Annotated in this window: 13 protein-coding genes; all 13 read right to left on the bottom strand. The window is 38.9% G+C overall.

Features of this window, described 5'->3' with window-relative positions; genetic code table 11:
* Window positions 1–55: 55 nt before the first annotated feature.
* On the bottom strand, window positions 56–1,126 hold the full coding sequence (gene ispG / locus QMD71_06080; protein ID MDI6840394.1) for a flavodoxin-dependent (E)-4-hydroxy-3-methylbut-2-enyl-diphosphate synthase: 1,071 nt from the start codon (window positions 1,124–1,126) through the stop codon (window positions 56–58).
* A gap of 49 nt (window positions 1,127–1,175) precedes the next feature.
* Window positions 1,176–1,583, bottom strand: a complete 408-nt coding sequence (locus QMD71_06085; protein MDI6840395.1) for a hypothetical protein — start codon at window positions 1,581–1,583, stop codon at window positions 1,176–1,178.
* 35 nt (window positions 1,584–1,618) lie between these two features.
* Window positions 1,619–2,863 (bottom strand): UDP-N-acetylglucosamine 1-carboxyvinyltransferase, encoded by a 1,245-nt coding sequence (murA, locus tag QMD71_06090; protein MDI6840396.1) that lies wholly within the window; start codon window positions 2,861–2,863, stop codon window positions 1,619–1,621.
* A 29-nt stretch (window positions 2,864–2,892) separates the two neighbouring features.
* Window positions 2,893–3,336, bottom strand: coding sequence for a 5-(carboxyamino)imidazole ribonucleotide mutase (locus tag QMD71_06095; protein MDI6840397.1), 444 nt, complete (start codon window positions 3,334–3,336; stop codon window positions 2,893–2,895).
* Between the two features lie 38 nt (window positions 3,337–3,374).
* A complete protein-coding gene (locus tag QMD71_06100) occupies window positions 3,375–3,947 on the bottom strand; it encodes a methyltransferase domain-containing protein (GenBank protein MDI6840398.1) in 573 nt (190 codons plus the stop codon).
* A gap of 22 nt (window positions 3,948–3,969) precedes the next feature.
* Window positions 3,970–4,596, bottom strand: a complete 627-nt coding sequence (gene coaE, locus QMD71_06105; GenBank protein ID MDI6840399.1) for a dephospho-CoA kinase — start codon at window positions 4,594–4,596, stop codon at window positions 3,970–3,972.
* 28 nt (window positions 4,597–4,624) lie between these two features.
* Complete coding sequence (polA, locus tag QMD71_06110; protein ID MDI6840400.1) at window positions 4,625–7,210, bottom strand: DNA polymerase I; 2,586 nt, start codon at window positions 7,208–7,210, stop codon at window positions 4,625–4,627.
* Window positions 7,207–7,845, bottom strand: coding sequence for a phosphatase PAP2 family protein (locus tag QMD71_06115; GenBank protein MDI6840401.1), 639 nt, complete (start codon window positions 7,843–7,845; stop codon window positions 7,207–7,209). The genes polA and QMD71_06115 overlap by 4 nt, the downstream gene beginning before the upstream one ends.
* A gap of 32 nt (window positions 7,846–7,877) precedes the next feature.
* Window positions 7,878–9,029 (bottom strand): DUF763 domain-containing protein, encoded by a 1,152-nt coding sequence (locus QMD71_06120; GenBank protein ID MDI6840402.1) that lies wholly within the window; start codon window positions 9,027–9,029, stop codon window positions 7,878–7,880.
* Window positions 9,030–9,214: 185 nt separating this feature from the next.
* A complete protein-coding gene (locus QMD71_06125) occupies window positions 9,215–9,748 on the bottom strand; it encodes a hypothetical protein (protein MDI6840403.1) in 534 nt (177 codons plus the stop codon).
* Between the two features lie 172 nt (window positions 9,749–9,920).
* The gene (locus QMD71_06130; protein ID MDI6840404.1) at window positions 9,921–11,081 is read right to left on the bottom strand and encodes a hypothetical protein; all 1,161 of its coding nucleotides are present in this window, start codon (window positions 11,079–11,081) and stop codon (window positions 9,921–9,923) included.
* A gap of 54 nt (window positions 11,082–11,135) precedes the next feature.
* Window positions 11,136–12,200, bottom strand: coding sequence for a PorV/PorQ family protein (locus QMD71_06135; protein ID MDI6840405.1), 1,065 nt, complete (start codon window positions 12,198–12,200; stop codon window positions 11,136–11,138).
* 16 nt (window positions 12,201–12,216) lie between these two features.
* Window positions 12,217–15,042 (bottom strand): hypothetical protein, encoded by a 2,826-nt coding sequence (locus tag QMD71_06140; GenBank protein ID MDI6840406.1) that lies wholly within the window; start codon window positions 15,040–15,042, stop codon window positions 12,217–12,219.
* Window positions 15,043–15,079: the final 37 nt, after the last annotated feature.

Consider the following 15,079-nt stretch of genomic DNA (forward strand, 5'->3'; position numbering starts at 1 on the left):
AGTATCTTTTTTAGGTATTTAGGTATTCCTGCCTGCCGTCAGGCTGGTTTGACTTTTAGGCCTGTCTGCCGACAGGCAGACATTTTCTAATCTCATCCATTAATGTAGCTACTATTTTATCTTCAGCCACTTTTTTAATTATTTTACCTTTTTTGAATATAATTCCTATTCCATTACCACCAGTTACACCAAAATCTGCATCCATAGCTTCACCAGGTCCATTCACTATGCACCCCATAACCGCAATTTGTAAAGGTTTCTTTATACCATTAAGAAGCTCTCTTTTTACTTTATAAACAAGCTTCTCAACCGGAATCTCACATCTGCCACAAGTAGGGCATGATATGATTTGGGGCTCCTCATCCCTTAGGTGTAGTGAGTGCAATATCTCTTTCCCTAATTTTACTTCATCAATAGAAGAGCCAGTAACTGATACTCTAATCGTGTCTCCTATTCCTTCTGAAAGTAAAGTACCAATCCCAACTGCTGAGCGAACTATACCCGGTATCCCGGGAGATGTAGCTGTCACACCAATATGAAGAGGGTAGTTCAGTTCATTAGATATTTTACGATAAGCTTCTACAGTTGTGTAAGTATCTGATGATTTAAGTGATAGGACAAGCGAATCAAAGCCAAAGTCTTCTATAATCTGCACCCATTTTTTAACACTCTCAACAAGAGCACCTGCGGTCGGTCTGCTATATTTTTGGAGTATATCATGCTCCAAAGAGCCTGAATTTACGCCTACCCTTATTGGGACTCCGTAATCTTTGGCACAGCGAACTACTTCTTTTACTCGTTCTTTACCCCCTATATTACCAGGATTTATTCGTACTTTATCAGCACCCGCTTTTATTGACTCAATTGCAAGCCTATAGTTATAATGAATATCAGCTATAATTGGAATACGAGTTTCAGACTTAATCTCTTTAATCTTTCTCGCACTGTCAAAATCTGGAATGGCTATACGGACAAGGTCACATCCAATAGACTCGAGCCCTTTAATCTCTTTAATAATAGCTTTAATTGTCTTTGATTTAGTCATTGACTGAATTGAAATTGGGACACCACCACCAATTTTAACGCCTCCAACTTGCACCTGCTTTGTAAGTTTTCTACTAATCATAATAAAACTATTTTATCTACAGGTGTGCAAAGTTGACCCAAGCTTAAACTCACCTTACAGTAATAAACTCAACTAATTTCTTCACCCCATCAGCCTCAACCTCTATATCAATAGTTCCTTCCTTTAACCCGGTCACTGTCACTTTTGAACCAACTGGAGGAGTTATTTCAACAATACCGGGCTTAGTAGGTGTCCAGGTTGGATTAACTTCCATCGGATTAAAATTTGCATCTCTACCTTGTGCAGTAAATACGACACTACCACCAATCTCGAGTTCTGTCCCATCAGCACTCCTGCCTGACTCCCCAAGAGGAACTTCACCTACATAAACGAGAATCTGAGCCAGTGGCCCTACCTTCTTAGGTACTGGTATTTTAACTTTCTTAGCACATCCAAAAGCAAATACCAGTAAAGAGATACTCAACACCGTCAAGATGCCTATCCTTACTCGTCCCATTTTGCCTCCTATGTAGAGGAGTCAACTTTGCACAACTATACTCTTTTTATCTCTGCACCAATACTACTCAACTTAGTTTCTAACTTCTCATATCCTCTATCTATATGATAAACCCTTGACACTTCTGTAATTCCTTCACCAGCCAAGCCTGCAATTACAAGTGCAGCACCCGCCCTTATATCTGAAGCCATCACTTTTGCACCAAATAAATTAGATACCCCATTGATTATGGCACTCCTTTCATCGAGTTCTATTTTAGCTCCCATTCGCTTTAGCTCAGGGATATGATTAAATCTATTCTCATACATAGTTTCTGTTACTATTGAAATACCATCAGCAATAGTGAGAAGCGAAGTTATCTGTGGCTGTAAATCTGTTGGGAATCCGGGATAAGGGGCAGTTTTTATATCGCAAGGCTTAAGTGTATCTCTTCTTTTTACCCTTATACCGTTAGTTTCACTTTTGATTTCACACCCTATTTCTTGTAATTTTGATATCTCTGAGATTGAGTCCTCCCATCTTGCATCTTGCAAGAAGACATCACCACCAGTAATTGCAACTGCAATCATAAATGTGCCAGCCTCATTATAATCAGGAGATACACGATATTCTGTTGAATGTAGCTTACTCACTCCATCAACTGTAATAACATCGTCTTTATACCTAATCTTTGCACCCATTAAGTTTAAAAATTTTATTAGCTCCATAACATGTGGTTCCCTTGCCGCATTTATAATATAAGTTTCGCCCTCAGCCATTACTGAGGCAAGTAAAATGTTCTCAGTAGCAGTAACTGAGCGCTCATTGAGATAGATTTTTGCCCCTTTCAGCGATTCTACATTAGCGTTGATGTAGCCATGTTTCTCATCAATCTTCACCCCAAGTGCCCTAAAGCCACGCAAATGCTCATCAATTGGCCTCGGCCCTATTGCACAGCCACCAGGTCTTGCAACACGAGCTTTACCAAGCCTACTAATTAAAGCACCAGTCACAAGGAATGACGCTCTCATCGTTGAGACAAGTTCATAAGGAGCATCCGGATTAGTCACCACTTTAGTATCTACTATAAGTGTGTGGTCTTTAAGTTTTGTTTTTGCTCCTATAACCTCAAGTATTTTCATCATTGTTCTGATATCTCCAAGAATTGGTACATTATGAATAATATACTCACCAGGGGCAAGTAAAGTAGCAGCCATTATTGGGAGACAAGCATTTTTAGAGCCAGAGATAGCAACTTTGCCTTTAAGGGGACGCCCTCCCTCAATTACAAATTTCTTCATAGTTCAGCTCAGAAGTCAGATGTCATAGGTCAAGATGTTTCCTGTCCTCTGTTTTCTGTCTTCTGCAGTATCCTACATGCAAACAGGGCTGCATTCTTTGCACCGGATTTGCCTATGCCCATTGTAGCTACTGGGACTCCACTTGGAAGCTCAGCTATAGAAAGTAACGAATCTATACCTTTAAGAGGAGAAGTCGGAAGTGGCACTCCTATAACTGGCAAATCTGTATATGAGGCTATAAAGCCGGGGAGTGCACACGAATAGCCACACATTGCAATGACTACTTTTACACCCCTGTTTTTAAGCTCCTTTGCATATTTTCGTGTCTTCTCTGGCTCCCTGTGGCAAGATGTCACTACTACTTCGTATGAAATACGAGCAGACTCAAGTACATTTTTGCAATCTTCAAGCCATGGCTCATCTGACTTACTTCCTATAGCAATGCTTACTTGAGGTGATACCTCTTCTGGCATAAAAATATATACTATAAACAATTAAAAAAGTCAAGTTTTTACATTTTTTTTATTCTGTAAATATCAAATTGATTAATATAACTTGAGTGGTCTATATTCAAACCATGAAAAATTCCTGCTGCATTTATATTATGGCTACCAAAAAGTTTTTTACCTAACCATTCAAATACTTTAGGCAACGGCTTGAACTCAAGTACGATAGTCTCACTACCTACACGGAGAGCCTCATCTAATGCTAACCTCGGTTTTTCAATTGTGCGTAGTGTATAAATAAATAGAACAATGTCAAAAACATGGTTCTTAAATGGTAGTTTATACGCAGAAGCTACACAAAGCTTATTAGTCCCGTTTAGAGATTTATCTCTAACGGGATTAGTATACTTCTTTGCTAAAAGTAGCATAGATATTGAATTATCTACACCAAAAAATTCATCACCTTTAAATAATGGGATAGACTTGCCAGTTCCTATTCCTACTTCAAGAACCTTACCTTGAGGTAATACCTTTTTAAGGGAACGTACAAACTCTACCCTGGCTAAATCGGAGAGGCCAAAGTTAAGCACACTATCTAACAAATTATATAGCCGCGGATGCCTGTACAGCCATTTCATATCATTGATGCAAACAGAGATATCATTTTACACTTACTACAATTTTAGACCATACTTTTTTTGTCTCTTTACAAAGAGTTTCCAAACTACCATTGTTTTCAATTACAATTGGTAGGGACACGCCATGGCGTGTCCTCACATTATCAAGTAACTGGCTCTTTATTCTGATATCTGCTTCCTTTCGAGTATATCCCATTTTTAAAAGCCGAGCCAATTTTGTCTCATAATTGGCTTTAACGAGAATAACCTTATCAAACCAGCTCTCTATCTGCCACTCGTATACCAGTGCACAGTCTACAATCAGTACCTTTCTGTTTACCTCAATGATTGATGTTCTAAACGATTCTATTTGCTTTTTTAGCTCAAAAAGGAGCGGTGGATGGACAATAGACTCGAGGAGCCTCATTTTATTACGATTTCCAAATACAAGAGTGCTGAGCTTCTTCCTATCAACTTTGTCTCTGTCTACATCAATGATACTGCTGCCAAAAGCCTCAACTAACTCATCTTTTTTTTGTTCAAGTACATTCCAGCCCATTCTGTCTACATCAATGACAGCTACATCAATGATACCTCTATTTACCTCAATGATAAATGAAACTACTGTCGATTTACCAGCTCCAATGCCACCAGTTACACCTATTACCATACCTCTGTCTATATCAATGACACTCTGTTTACCTCAATTCATACCAGTTATCACCTACTCCTATCCTTACCACTACAGGGACTTCAAGTGGTAATGCATGCTTCATCTCATACTCTACAATAGATTTTACATCCTCTACCTCTTCCTCAGGAACTTCAAATACAAGCTCATCATGTACCTGCATTATTATACGGGACTTGAATTTATGTAGCTTGTCGTAAATTCTTATCATTGCTACCTTTATCATATCAGCTGCTGAGCCCTGAATAGGTGCATTGATAGCAGCACGCTCAGCAAATTCCCTTACACGAACATTATCTGAATTTATACCTTCTATCCAGCGCTTCCTACCAAGTAGTGTCTCAACATAACCAGTTTTACGTGCAAACTCTAAGTCTTTATCTATCCATTGTTTGACTCCCGGATATGTAAGAAAATAAGCAGCTATAAAAGTAGATGCCTCGTCTACATTTATACCAAGACGCTGTGATAACCCATAAGGACCCATCCCATAAATAATGCCAAAATTTACTACCTTTGCATTGTCACGCTCCAATGAACTTACACGAGACTCAGGTATATTAAAGATTAATGAAGCAGTCTTTGTATGGATATCAGCACCAGAATTAAAGGCTTCAATTAGAGTGGAGTCTTTTGAAACTGATGCAAGTATCCTGAGCTCTATTTGTGAATAATCAGCTGAAAGAATACGCCAGCCACGATGCGCAATAAAACCCATACGAATTTCACGCTTCGGAATATTTTGAAGGTTTGGATTAGATGAAGATAACCTACCAGTAGCAGTGCCAGTTTGCTGCCAATTAGTATGTACCCTGTCATACGAATCAGCAAGCAGTGGAATAGCATCAAGATAAGTAGACTTTAACTTGAACAGGTCGCGATACTCCAGAATCTTACGTGGTAGCTCATAATCTTTGGCTAATTCTGTAAGAACATCTTGGTCAGTTGAATACCCTGTCTTTTTACGCTTTGACTTGGGTAGATTGAGCTTGTCAAAAAGTATATTGCTTAATTGAATAGGTGACCTTAAATTAAAACGCTCTCCTGATAAAGAGTAAATTTCTGCCTCAATCTTATTTAATTTTAGCTCAACTTTACTGGATTCGGACAAAAAATAATTCTTGTCTATAAGGACACCTATGCGTTCCATATTTGAAAGAACACGAGCTAAAGGAATCTCTACATTAGTAAAAAGAGAGATTAGACCCTTACTTTCAAGCTCAGTTTTCAGAATATTATAAAGAGGATAACACACAAAAGCACTATCCATAAGCCAGCTTACTATTTTATCTTGCCTGTCGGCAGACAGGTGGTCAGGAATACCTGTAAAACCTGCCTGACGGCAAGGCAGGTTTGCATTTTTCTTGCCTTTACCAGTATCTAAACTAGAAAGTGGAAAGCCAAGCCAAGTGAGAGCAATGTTATCAATAGAGTGCTCCTTTAATTCAGGCTTTAATAAATAATCTGCTATACTTAGGTCAAAAACATTGCCTTTAATATCAAATTTTTTAAACAATGATTTAGAATCGGGTACAATTTTACAAATGGATGGATTTTCTACCAGTGATACAATTACATTTTCTACCCCCTTACCTACAAAAACTATGCCTTTTTCGTTAGCAAGAGAAAAATAATAGCCAAATGACACTATACTTACTTTGTCCTTTACTGATTTTAAAAACTTAGCCAAATCTGTTACAACTTTGTATTCTTCAGGCTTGTAATGTAGGGGCAACTCTTGTGGTTGCCCAGACGTCAGTTTCTTTATTATTGAGAAAAACTCAAGCTCAGTTAAAATTTTGAAAAGTGCTTTGTTATCAGGAACACCTATTTTCAAATCATTAGGCTCTATTTTAAGAGATGCTTCAGTTTGAATAGTTGCAAGCTCCTTTGAAAGTAAAGCTTGCTCCTTAAAATTATTAAGAGCTGACTTCACCTTTTCTGATTCAATTTTAGATATGTTTTCAAATATATCTTTTAGACTACCAAATTGTGAGATTAATTTAGTAGCTGTCTTATTACCTATTCCTGGGACACCTGGAATATTATCTATTGTATCACCTGTAAGACCAAGAAAATCAGTCACCCATTGTGAAGGTATACCTAATTTAGATTGAGCTGAAACAAATTCAAAACTGCGTGGACTGAGAATCTTTATACCGAGAAATTCAAGCTGTAGAAAATCTTTGTCATCAGAAAAAATTATCACATCAAATCCTTTAGAATGTGCCTTCTTTGCTATTGTCCCTATAACATCATCTGCTTCTATACCCTCCTCTTCAATCAGCTGTATACCTAAACACTTGACAATTTCTTTTATTACAGGAAGCTGTGAAACTAACTCTGGAGGTGCTTTTGGACGAGTAGCTTTGTATTCCTTAAATTGTTTATGCCTAAAACTAGGTGCACTGGAGTCAAAGCTAACAAGTAAATATTCTGGTTTCTTTTCGTTTAATAATTTAAGTAGAGAATTCACAAACCCAAATACAGCAGAGGTATTTTCACCTTTTGAATTACGGAGCGGGTTGCGAATGAATGCAAAGAATGAGCGATAGGCAAGCGAAGTGCCATCTACAAGCCATAAAGTCTTCACTGGTGTAATTTAGATATTGTCCTCCCTACCGATATACCTATTAGACTGCCAACAAAGATATCAGATGCCCAGTGCTTGTCATCATTTACACGCGAAAGTCCAACTACAGTAGCTACCCCATAAGCTAAACCACCAATTATTGGATTCTTATATTCATCAGTTATACAGGAGGCAATGGAGAATGCAGTACTCGTATGTCCTGATGGGAAAGAGTGGTTATCGGAGTAGATGCTAGGAGGAGAACAAGAAAATGCGCCTTTCTCCATATAGGGACGACTCCTACCAATCAAGCATTTAATAGCCCCTACAATAGCAGTCGAAATCAATGCACTCTCACCACTTAGAAGGGCTGCCTTTTTTAACTTTGTATTGCTTGTAATACAACCATAGAGGTAAACACTACCTAACATAAGCGCAGCGCCCTCAGCCCCCAAAGGCCTAAATATATCATCAATTTTATCAGTTGTAGAACTACGCCTACTTTGTGAGAAATTGCGTATCGTCTCATCATTAGATGCAAAACTACCAGTAGCTACTAAGACACAAGAGAACTTAGCCCAATCTCCCGTATCCCACCTCAAAGGCGAACTAATTATATGCCTAGCATCTGGATAAAAACTTCTCCACCAATCCATAGAATTAATGTCCCAAGAACAAACTATTAAAATTAAATAAAGCATTTCATATTTGAATTTTGGTTTGTCATTTTGCATTTTGATTTTTGATATTTAATATTACTATTGTATATCTTATTTAACCGTCTAAGGGCATCAAGTTTATCTCTATCACCAAGCTTGGCATGTGAAATTGCACGCTCCAAAGCTGATATGGTACGCTCGTAATTTTTTCTATCTACTGGATACGGATGACCATCTTTACCACCATGAGCATAGCTAAAGCGGGCAGGGTCAGTAAAACTTGGTGCCTCCCCATATATAATTTCACTTGCTAAAGAAAGTGCTCTTATAGTCTTGGGACCCACACCTGTAAGTCCTAATAAAGTCTCAAAATCAGCTGCCTGGCGCTCATAAGTTTTTTCAAAAATATGATAAAGCCTATCCGGATTTATATCACGAAGAAAAATTTCATGATGAGATGGGAGATGTAGAGACTGTAACTTCTTCAACTTATGCACTAATTTATCAGGCGGCGTCCTTGATAACTCAGTTGATACTATCCGATTACCTTCATGCCCTTTTGCTACTGTATTTAATACAAGCTTTTCAATATGAGTTGCCAAAATTGCATTGTGAGGGTCGTCTACAAACGAACAATGCGCAAGTGGATTAGTAGTTAACCAATGGTAGCGTCTTGCAAAACAGGATTCTAAATTCATACCCTGCTGCACTACTGCCCATGCACCATCTTTAGTAAAAAAGAAAGTATGATGATAAATCTGATACCCATCCTGTAAACCTGATGAGTCCACTTTGGCAGCCATCCTTGAAGCATATATAAGTGGCTCAGGTGTTATATTTATAAATTTACTCTTATTTTCTATTTCTTCAGCTGTCTTCCTTGATGCTCTACCTTTACCACCAGCAACAAATATTCCTAAGTCAGCCTCAATACCTTTCAACCCTTCCTTTAGTGCACCACATACAGTTGTCGTCAAACCTGATGAATGCCAGTCAAACCCAAGAAGTGCACCAAGAGACTGAAACCAGAAAGGTGAAGCTATCTTATCCAAAAAATCAACTGACCCAAACTCGTTTACAATTATAATTGCTATCTCACGAGCAAGCCGCCGCATACGCTCAAATAGCCAAGCAGGCGCCTTCCCGTAATGGAGAGGTAAATCAGCTACCCCAGTCCTCATATTTAAAAATAATAACTGTATTTAAACTGCTTGTCAAACTATTTTTATTGGTTTGTAAGGTGGTGATGTAGCACGGGAGTTTATCTCCCGCTTAAAAGAATCTACTCCAAGACCAAAAGAGGTAATTTTACTGTTGTCCCTAGTGTCTCTACTGTCATTGCGAGCGATAGCGAAGCAATCTATCCTCAAAGCTTCTTTCTTGGTTCCACTATTACTTCCTTTTTTGATAAATTATAGCCAATAAATGCACCTATAGGTAGAGAAAAGCCTATAAGTTTGTCAAATTCACTTGATTTTATTTTAAGCACTCTTTTTGCCCCAATCAACACTAATGGGAATGAAACTGCCCCAATAAGTGTAGTAAAATACCTACTTTCATCATACTGTTGCCCCACTTTCCATACCCCAAATGTAGCTCCAAGTGTATACAGCGAGAAGCCACCGATTAAGGCAGCATCTTCTGTCCCCCATATCGCATAGCCTAATATAGTGCCTATGCACCAGCCAATACCACCAAGGACATAGCCAGCAGCCAGTTCATTTAAGTACTTGGAGTAGGTTGGAAATTTAGCAGTTGTATCTACTGTCCAAACTGGTTGAGATGAAGCTAAAAATGTAGGGGTTTGATTTATCAAACCCGAATATTTATTGGACACAATAACTTGTGCCTCCTCATTATTAATACATAGCAAAAAGAGAATAGCACTCCAAGAAATCATAGGTAATACATATTACTTTGTTAAAACTTTGTCAAGTTTTTTGTATTTTTTTCAAAAAACAGCCTCTCTAATTCATATAAAGTTTTAACAAAATACTGTTACAGTTTTACTATGAGATTAAAAATAACTTTATTTCGCTCCGGATTTCGCTTAATACAAAATCCGTATTCAGCTATTTAATAAAGTGCAACGTCTCATGGCCACTGGTTACAGCATTAGCTTCTGAGCAGTTGTCCATAAGCTTTATTGTAAAAGAACAGTCTTTTAATGTATCAAACACAACATCATCTGTGTAAAATGTGTTGAATACCCTCCTTAACTCTACAACCCATACACCATCAGTCCAGGAAGCGGCTGCAACAATGTCTGCTTTACTTTGAGAAGGTGTGCGTAGAATATATACTGGAATAACCCTCGGACCAAGAGAATCTACTTTAGTCCAGACATGATTACTTATATTATACACTACTCCAAGTGAATCATAATTAGCTGCCCAAATAGAATCAACATTTAGACCTGTGACATTGGTACCTTCACCAGATTGCAGAATCATCAAATCTATGAACTCTTTGGGTGAAGGTTGCATCTCTCTTGGTGCAGTTGTGTCAGCATTTGCATTTAGGGAGTAGCAACTTGTGCCATTGTCATCCATAATAATTGCATTTTTAAGATACTTATCATCTGCATACCCAACAAATGTAAATTTACGTGATTTTATATGGCATACAAGGTTGATTGGGTCAAGTACCCATGTGGTCTCAGGTGGTGTAACTGTGGTATCTATATATGCTATCTCAGTATCTGCCTCAAATACTGTAGTATCTATCTGAATATCCTGTAATGCTCCTCCGGGTATATCAGTTGTGCTTCGTGAGCCCAAAGTTTTAGCTGCACCTATATACCAGATATCTTTATCAATCCCTGTATTTGGAGTATCCCATACGAGCTCAATCGCATCTTCGTACAATGCACTTTTTGACCATGCGGAATTAGAGTATAACCATGACCCATTAGCTACGATACCAAAACTTGCATCTTGCCATGTAGCAAGAAGCCATAAATAGCCAGCAGTGGAGTCAGGATATGGAGACCAAACTGCTTTCATGGTAACTATCTTAGTCCCAATAATTACCTCTCTTGCAGGCGCAAATGTCCAAGCCGGGTCAGAGGCATCACCATCTACTTTTGGAGGCGATGTCGGAAACCTGATAGCATTGAGTAAAGATGTATCATAGGTTGGCGGTTGGGTTGGCTTCTTCTCACACCCAATAAAAAGACACAGATAGCTACAGATAATAACACAAATAAATACACAGATTTTTCTGCTCTTCATCTAACACCTCCTTTAATCATTGGGATAGACTCAACCTCTGTCTACATCAATGATTTAAAATACAAACCCAAGTGACACACGATGCATCAAGCCAAGCCGACCAAGGTCTTGACCTGCATAGTCAACTTTAAGAAATTGACCCCCAAGCCCATAATTGATACCCATACCAAAAGTGAAAGCTTCACGACTATTTAACCTGTCCTTATACATACCGGGATTGTATTTATAGCCAGCTCTTAATGCTAAAATTTTATTCCATACATATTCAGCACCAAACATTAATAATTCTTTGCTATCGTTAGGATGAGAAAAGTCAAAAGAGGCAGTCAGAAGATTTTGCTCATCCTCTAATAGGTTATAAGCAAACCCCATTATGAAATTAAGAGGAAGAGGATAAGCGGAGGTCATTTTTTCTACATCCGTTGTTGCATAATTACTTGGCCATGATGTATCTGACCAAAGAACTTGTAGTTGCTTTCCATGAAATGCCATGTCTGGACCAAAGTTTGATATCATCAGTGCCCATCTGAGGCTACCGAAACCCGGTCGATACAGTGTACCAAAATCAAAACATAACCCATTTGAAGACATATCCCAAATCGCTTCTTGAATATATTTTGCATTCATACCAAATGAGAACCTATCTGTGAAGTTCCTGGCATAAGAGAGAGCAAAAGCAAGGTCACTTGCACCAAACTTGTTTCCTGTGCTATCCGGCTCGTATATTGTTGTTTCTTCCATCTCACCCATACTTAGAACTGTAACACCTACACCTACTGACCCAAATAATCCTAATGGAGCTACATAGCCAACAAAGTCGTTTCTAATGTCTGCAATCCAATCAACATCGCAAATAAGTAATTCAGGCCTTTCCATTAACGCTATACCTGCCGGATTCCAATATAAAGCAGAAGCATCATTTGCAAGTGCAGTGTAGGCACCACCCATCCCCATTGCACGACTTCCTATTCCTATTTTCAAAAACTGTGCACCTGACATGCCAACCTTTGAAAGCCCAAATGATAAACATGGATAGAGACAGAAAAAAAGCATAGATAAACACAGAGTTGTAAGGGTTTGATTAATCAAACCCCTACATAATTTTGAGCTTACTGACATTTTGCCTCCTTTTTAACTACTTAATTATAGCAAACTTACCAATCTTATTTCCTATCTTTGACTCAATATGATAAATATATATTCCACTCGCCGGTATACGACCTTCAGCAGTCAAGATATCCCACCATTCAGTACCACCTGCAGTGTTCACACCTTGTCCTGAAATCGTCGCCTTGTGTTCAATAGTCTTAATCAAGTCGCCAGCCAGTGTGTATATCCTAATTGTGCATTCATCAGGTAGGTGTGTAAACTGAAGTCTCGAGTAATCTTTGCTACACTCCCAGTCATTTCTGACTAAAAGTGGATTTGGAACTACCCTAATATTGTCAAGATTACCTTTGCCGGCAAACTTAAACGATTTGCTATTAATTCTGAACACATTGCCAGCACCAGGAGCTTTATCACCTGAGTTATACACAGTCCATATCTCACCATCTTCAGGATGTACACTCCAATTCATAGGAAGTGGGTTAGCAGCTGGCTTATTAAAATAATAAAGACAGCCACAAATGTACATTCCTTTCCTGTAGTTTCTTTCAATTAGGGCTGTATCACCTGTGATAAAATCTCTACCAGGCTTGATACTTGAATAATTAAATGACCAAGAGTTTACACGGGCAGTGTCAAAATTAACTTTAATATTATTTCCTATATCCCATACCTCACAAGTAAGAGTATCAGGGTTTCCATGATAATATTTCCACCTAATCTCAAAGTTTGTCCCCCTAAACGCCCATTTCTCAGTCCCACCGCCTGTAAAGCCACCTACTTTTAATGAATCGCCAGGATAAGCAGTCCCTATATCATTTGTCACCTTAATGCTATCGCAGCCAAATGTATTTGGGTCAACCTTAACATCCGCAGATACCTCTATTCCATCAAATATAGGAGAGACAACTTTACCCGTCCACATACCTTGTGCAGTATTTATAGGAATGGTCAAAACAGGAACTGGAGTGTCTCCATCAGTTACATCAAAAATATAAAAAGAATAAATAGGTAGTAAATTATTCTTATTTACTTGTGTCTCTTGGCACCTGATTTCATAAGCATGACCAGTAATGGCAGTCGGCACTTTTGCATCAGCTCTAACAGTGACAGCATTAGCCGCCCCTTGAGTGTGTTCAACAGGTGTCTCCGGTGGAATATAATTTGCTGCCTCTGACCTTGGGACTGCTGTCTTCATCCCCTTACCACCTTGACTGCACTCCTGAGCAGTATACTCAGCTACATTTGGGCTTGCAGTTGTATTATAATCAAATGATGTCACAGCATAATAGTATGTGAAACCGTTCACTACTGAGTTATCTACATAAGAGTATTTTAATCCTGTATTAGGAGACGCCCATGCAGTATCAATTGGGGTTAATTCATCAGGGAGCATTCTTATATCATCAGCTTTGTCACATTCACCTAAAAGGGTCCAGTCACCGGGAAAGCCAGTTTTACTTCTCCATACCCTATATCCTTGAAAATCATATTCAAGATATAGTGTATCACCTATTTCTTGCATTTTTGTGTAAAATGCATCCGGTGTATTCTCAGGTGAATTATCCCATGTGAGAGTTACCTTGTGGTCTCCAGGTGTTACAGTGAGTTCAGGTGGGGGTGGTGGTCCTGGAAATAACCAGCCAGCATCAAACATTGCCTTTGCAAGGTCACCCTCTGCTCTTAAATAATCTAACCCCCCTGTTGCTCCGTTAGAGAACATAACTGCGACAAGTAAAGTGTCTTCTTCACCCGGTGCTAATCTAAAAGGACCTGCTGCTTGAATCATACGCTTGTCACCAGGTACATTATCTACACTGTCACCAAATGGATTATAAGCACCAGTTGTATAGTCATAACCAGCAAGCATATCGTATCGCTGGTTATCATTTGATGGCTCAACAGCACGTGTACACTTCTTAAATGCTGTCATTGGTAGCCTTTCACCAGGAAACACTGTATCTATTGCACCAGTAGGGTCGTTCCAGCCGTTAAGGCTGCCTACATAAACAGTGTCACTCGCCTTAGGTCCTTGAAGGAACCTAAATGCCACATAATATGGAGGTGGATACTTCCAACCAGGTTCCTGTCCAACTGTATAAGTATAGCCAAGACTCCTACTTATATCAAGCCCGACAAGATCGTTATCTGCATTCCCAATATCCATATCAGCATCTGCACCCACATACATACCCCTTAAGGTACGTGAACTAACATTTTTAAAAGCGTATTGGATAAAGACAATGTTGTTGTTTACAGGTGCATTCCATGCAAATGCAAGCTGTTTAACTATAAGTCCGATAGGCTTTGTCTCCTCATGCTGAGCTTGCCACATATCATTATACAAACAGTAAACATCCTGGTCAGATAGTATAATATTTTGACCAAGCGAATCTTTCAGTGGCCACTCTGCTAAATCTGTAGAATTTGTGCTAAAATATAGCCTATCTTCAGGATGCGAAGATGCATTAGCTGCATGGTCAGCATTATGTTCCGGAGGACCCGGCATGAATTCAGACCTACCATTCATTGGATTGTAGCCTTGGGTTACTAATTTTTCTCCCCCCACAAGTGCACCTATCCACATACCAGCCCCAAATATATATGGACAGCCAGACCCTTTTGGCCATATTCCACCTGCGGTACCGGCTGCATTTTGACCAAATTTGCCATAGGTTGTTAGGGGTAGCTCAACATTGTTGATATCCATATTTTTTAACTCAAATAGTCTCGAGCCCTGTGTCCCACTTTGTGTTTTAGCAGTTGCTATTTTTGAGGAAAGTAAAAAGCAAAAGCTAAGTCCTAATATCAGCAGATTGCTTCGGCTGCGCCTCGCAATGACAACATTACACATTTTCACCTCCTAATCATTGTGGACGGGGTTATCCCGC

The sequence above is a fragment of the bacterium genome (genome assembly GCA_030018315.1).
GTDB lineage: Bacteria > Hydrothermota > UBA3073 > JACQXS01 > JAGMCI01 > JASEGA01.

Bases quoted from the DNA above. Each gene is read 5' to 3' on its own strand.
- QMD71_06125 (MDI6840403.1), bottom strand. From the start codon at position 9,748: ATGATTTCTTGGAGTGCTATTCTCTTTTTGCTATGTATTAATAATGAG.
- ispG (MDI6840394.1), bottom strand. From the start codon at position 1,126: ATGATTAGTAGAAAACTTACAAAGCAGGTGCAAGTTGGAGGCGTTAAA.
- QMD71_06140 (MDI6840406.1), bottom strand. From the start codon at position 15,042: ATGTGTAATGTTGTCATTGCGAGGCGCAGCCGAAGCAATCTGCTGATA.
- coaE (MDI6840399.1), bottom strand. From the start codon at position 4,596: ATGGTAATAGGTGTAACTGGTGGCATTGGAGCTGGTAAATCGACAGTA.
- QMD71_06120 (MDI6840402.1), bottom strand. From the start codon at position 9,029: ATGAGGACTGGGGTAGCTGATTTACCTCTCCATTACGGGAAGGCGCCT.
- QMD71_06095 (MDI6840397.1), bottom strand. From the start codon at position 3,336: ATGCCAGAAGAGGTATCACCTCAAGTAAGCATTGCTATAGGAAGTAAG.
- QMD71_06130 (MDI6840404.1), bottom strand. From the start codon at position 11,081: ATGAAGAGCAGAAAAATCTGTGTATTTATTTGTGTTATTATCTGTAGC.
- QMD71_06135 (MDI6840405.1), bottom strand. From the start codon at position 12,200: ATGTCAGTAAGCTCAAAATTATGTAGGGGTTTGATTAATCAAACCCTT.
- murA (MDI6840396.1), bottom strand. From the start codon at position 2,863: ATGAAGAAATTTGTAATTGAGGGAGGGCGTCCCCTTAAAGGCAAAGTT.
- QMD71_06115 (MDI6840401.1), bottom strand. From the start codon at position 7,845: ATGGATTGGTGGAGAAGTTTTTATCCAGATGCTAGGCATATAATTAGT.
- QMD71_06100 (MDI6840398.1), bottom strand. From the start codon at position 3,947: ATGAAATGGCTGTACAGGCATCCGCGGCTATATAATTTGTTAGATAGT.
- QMD71_06085 (MDI6840395.1), bottom strand. From the start codon at position 1,583: ATGGGACGAGTAAGGATAGGCATCTTGACGGTGTTGAGTATCTCTTTA.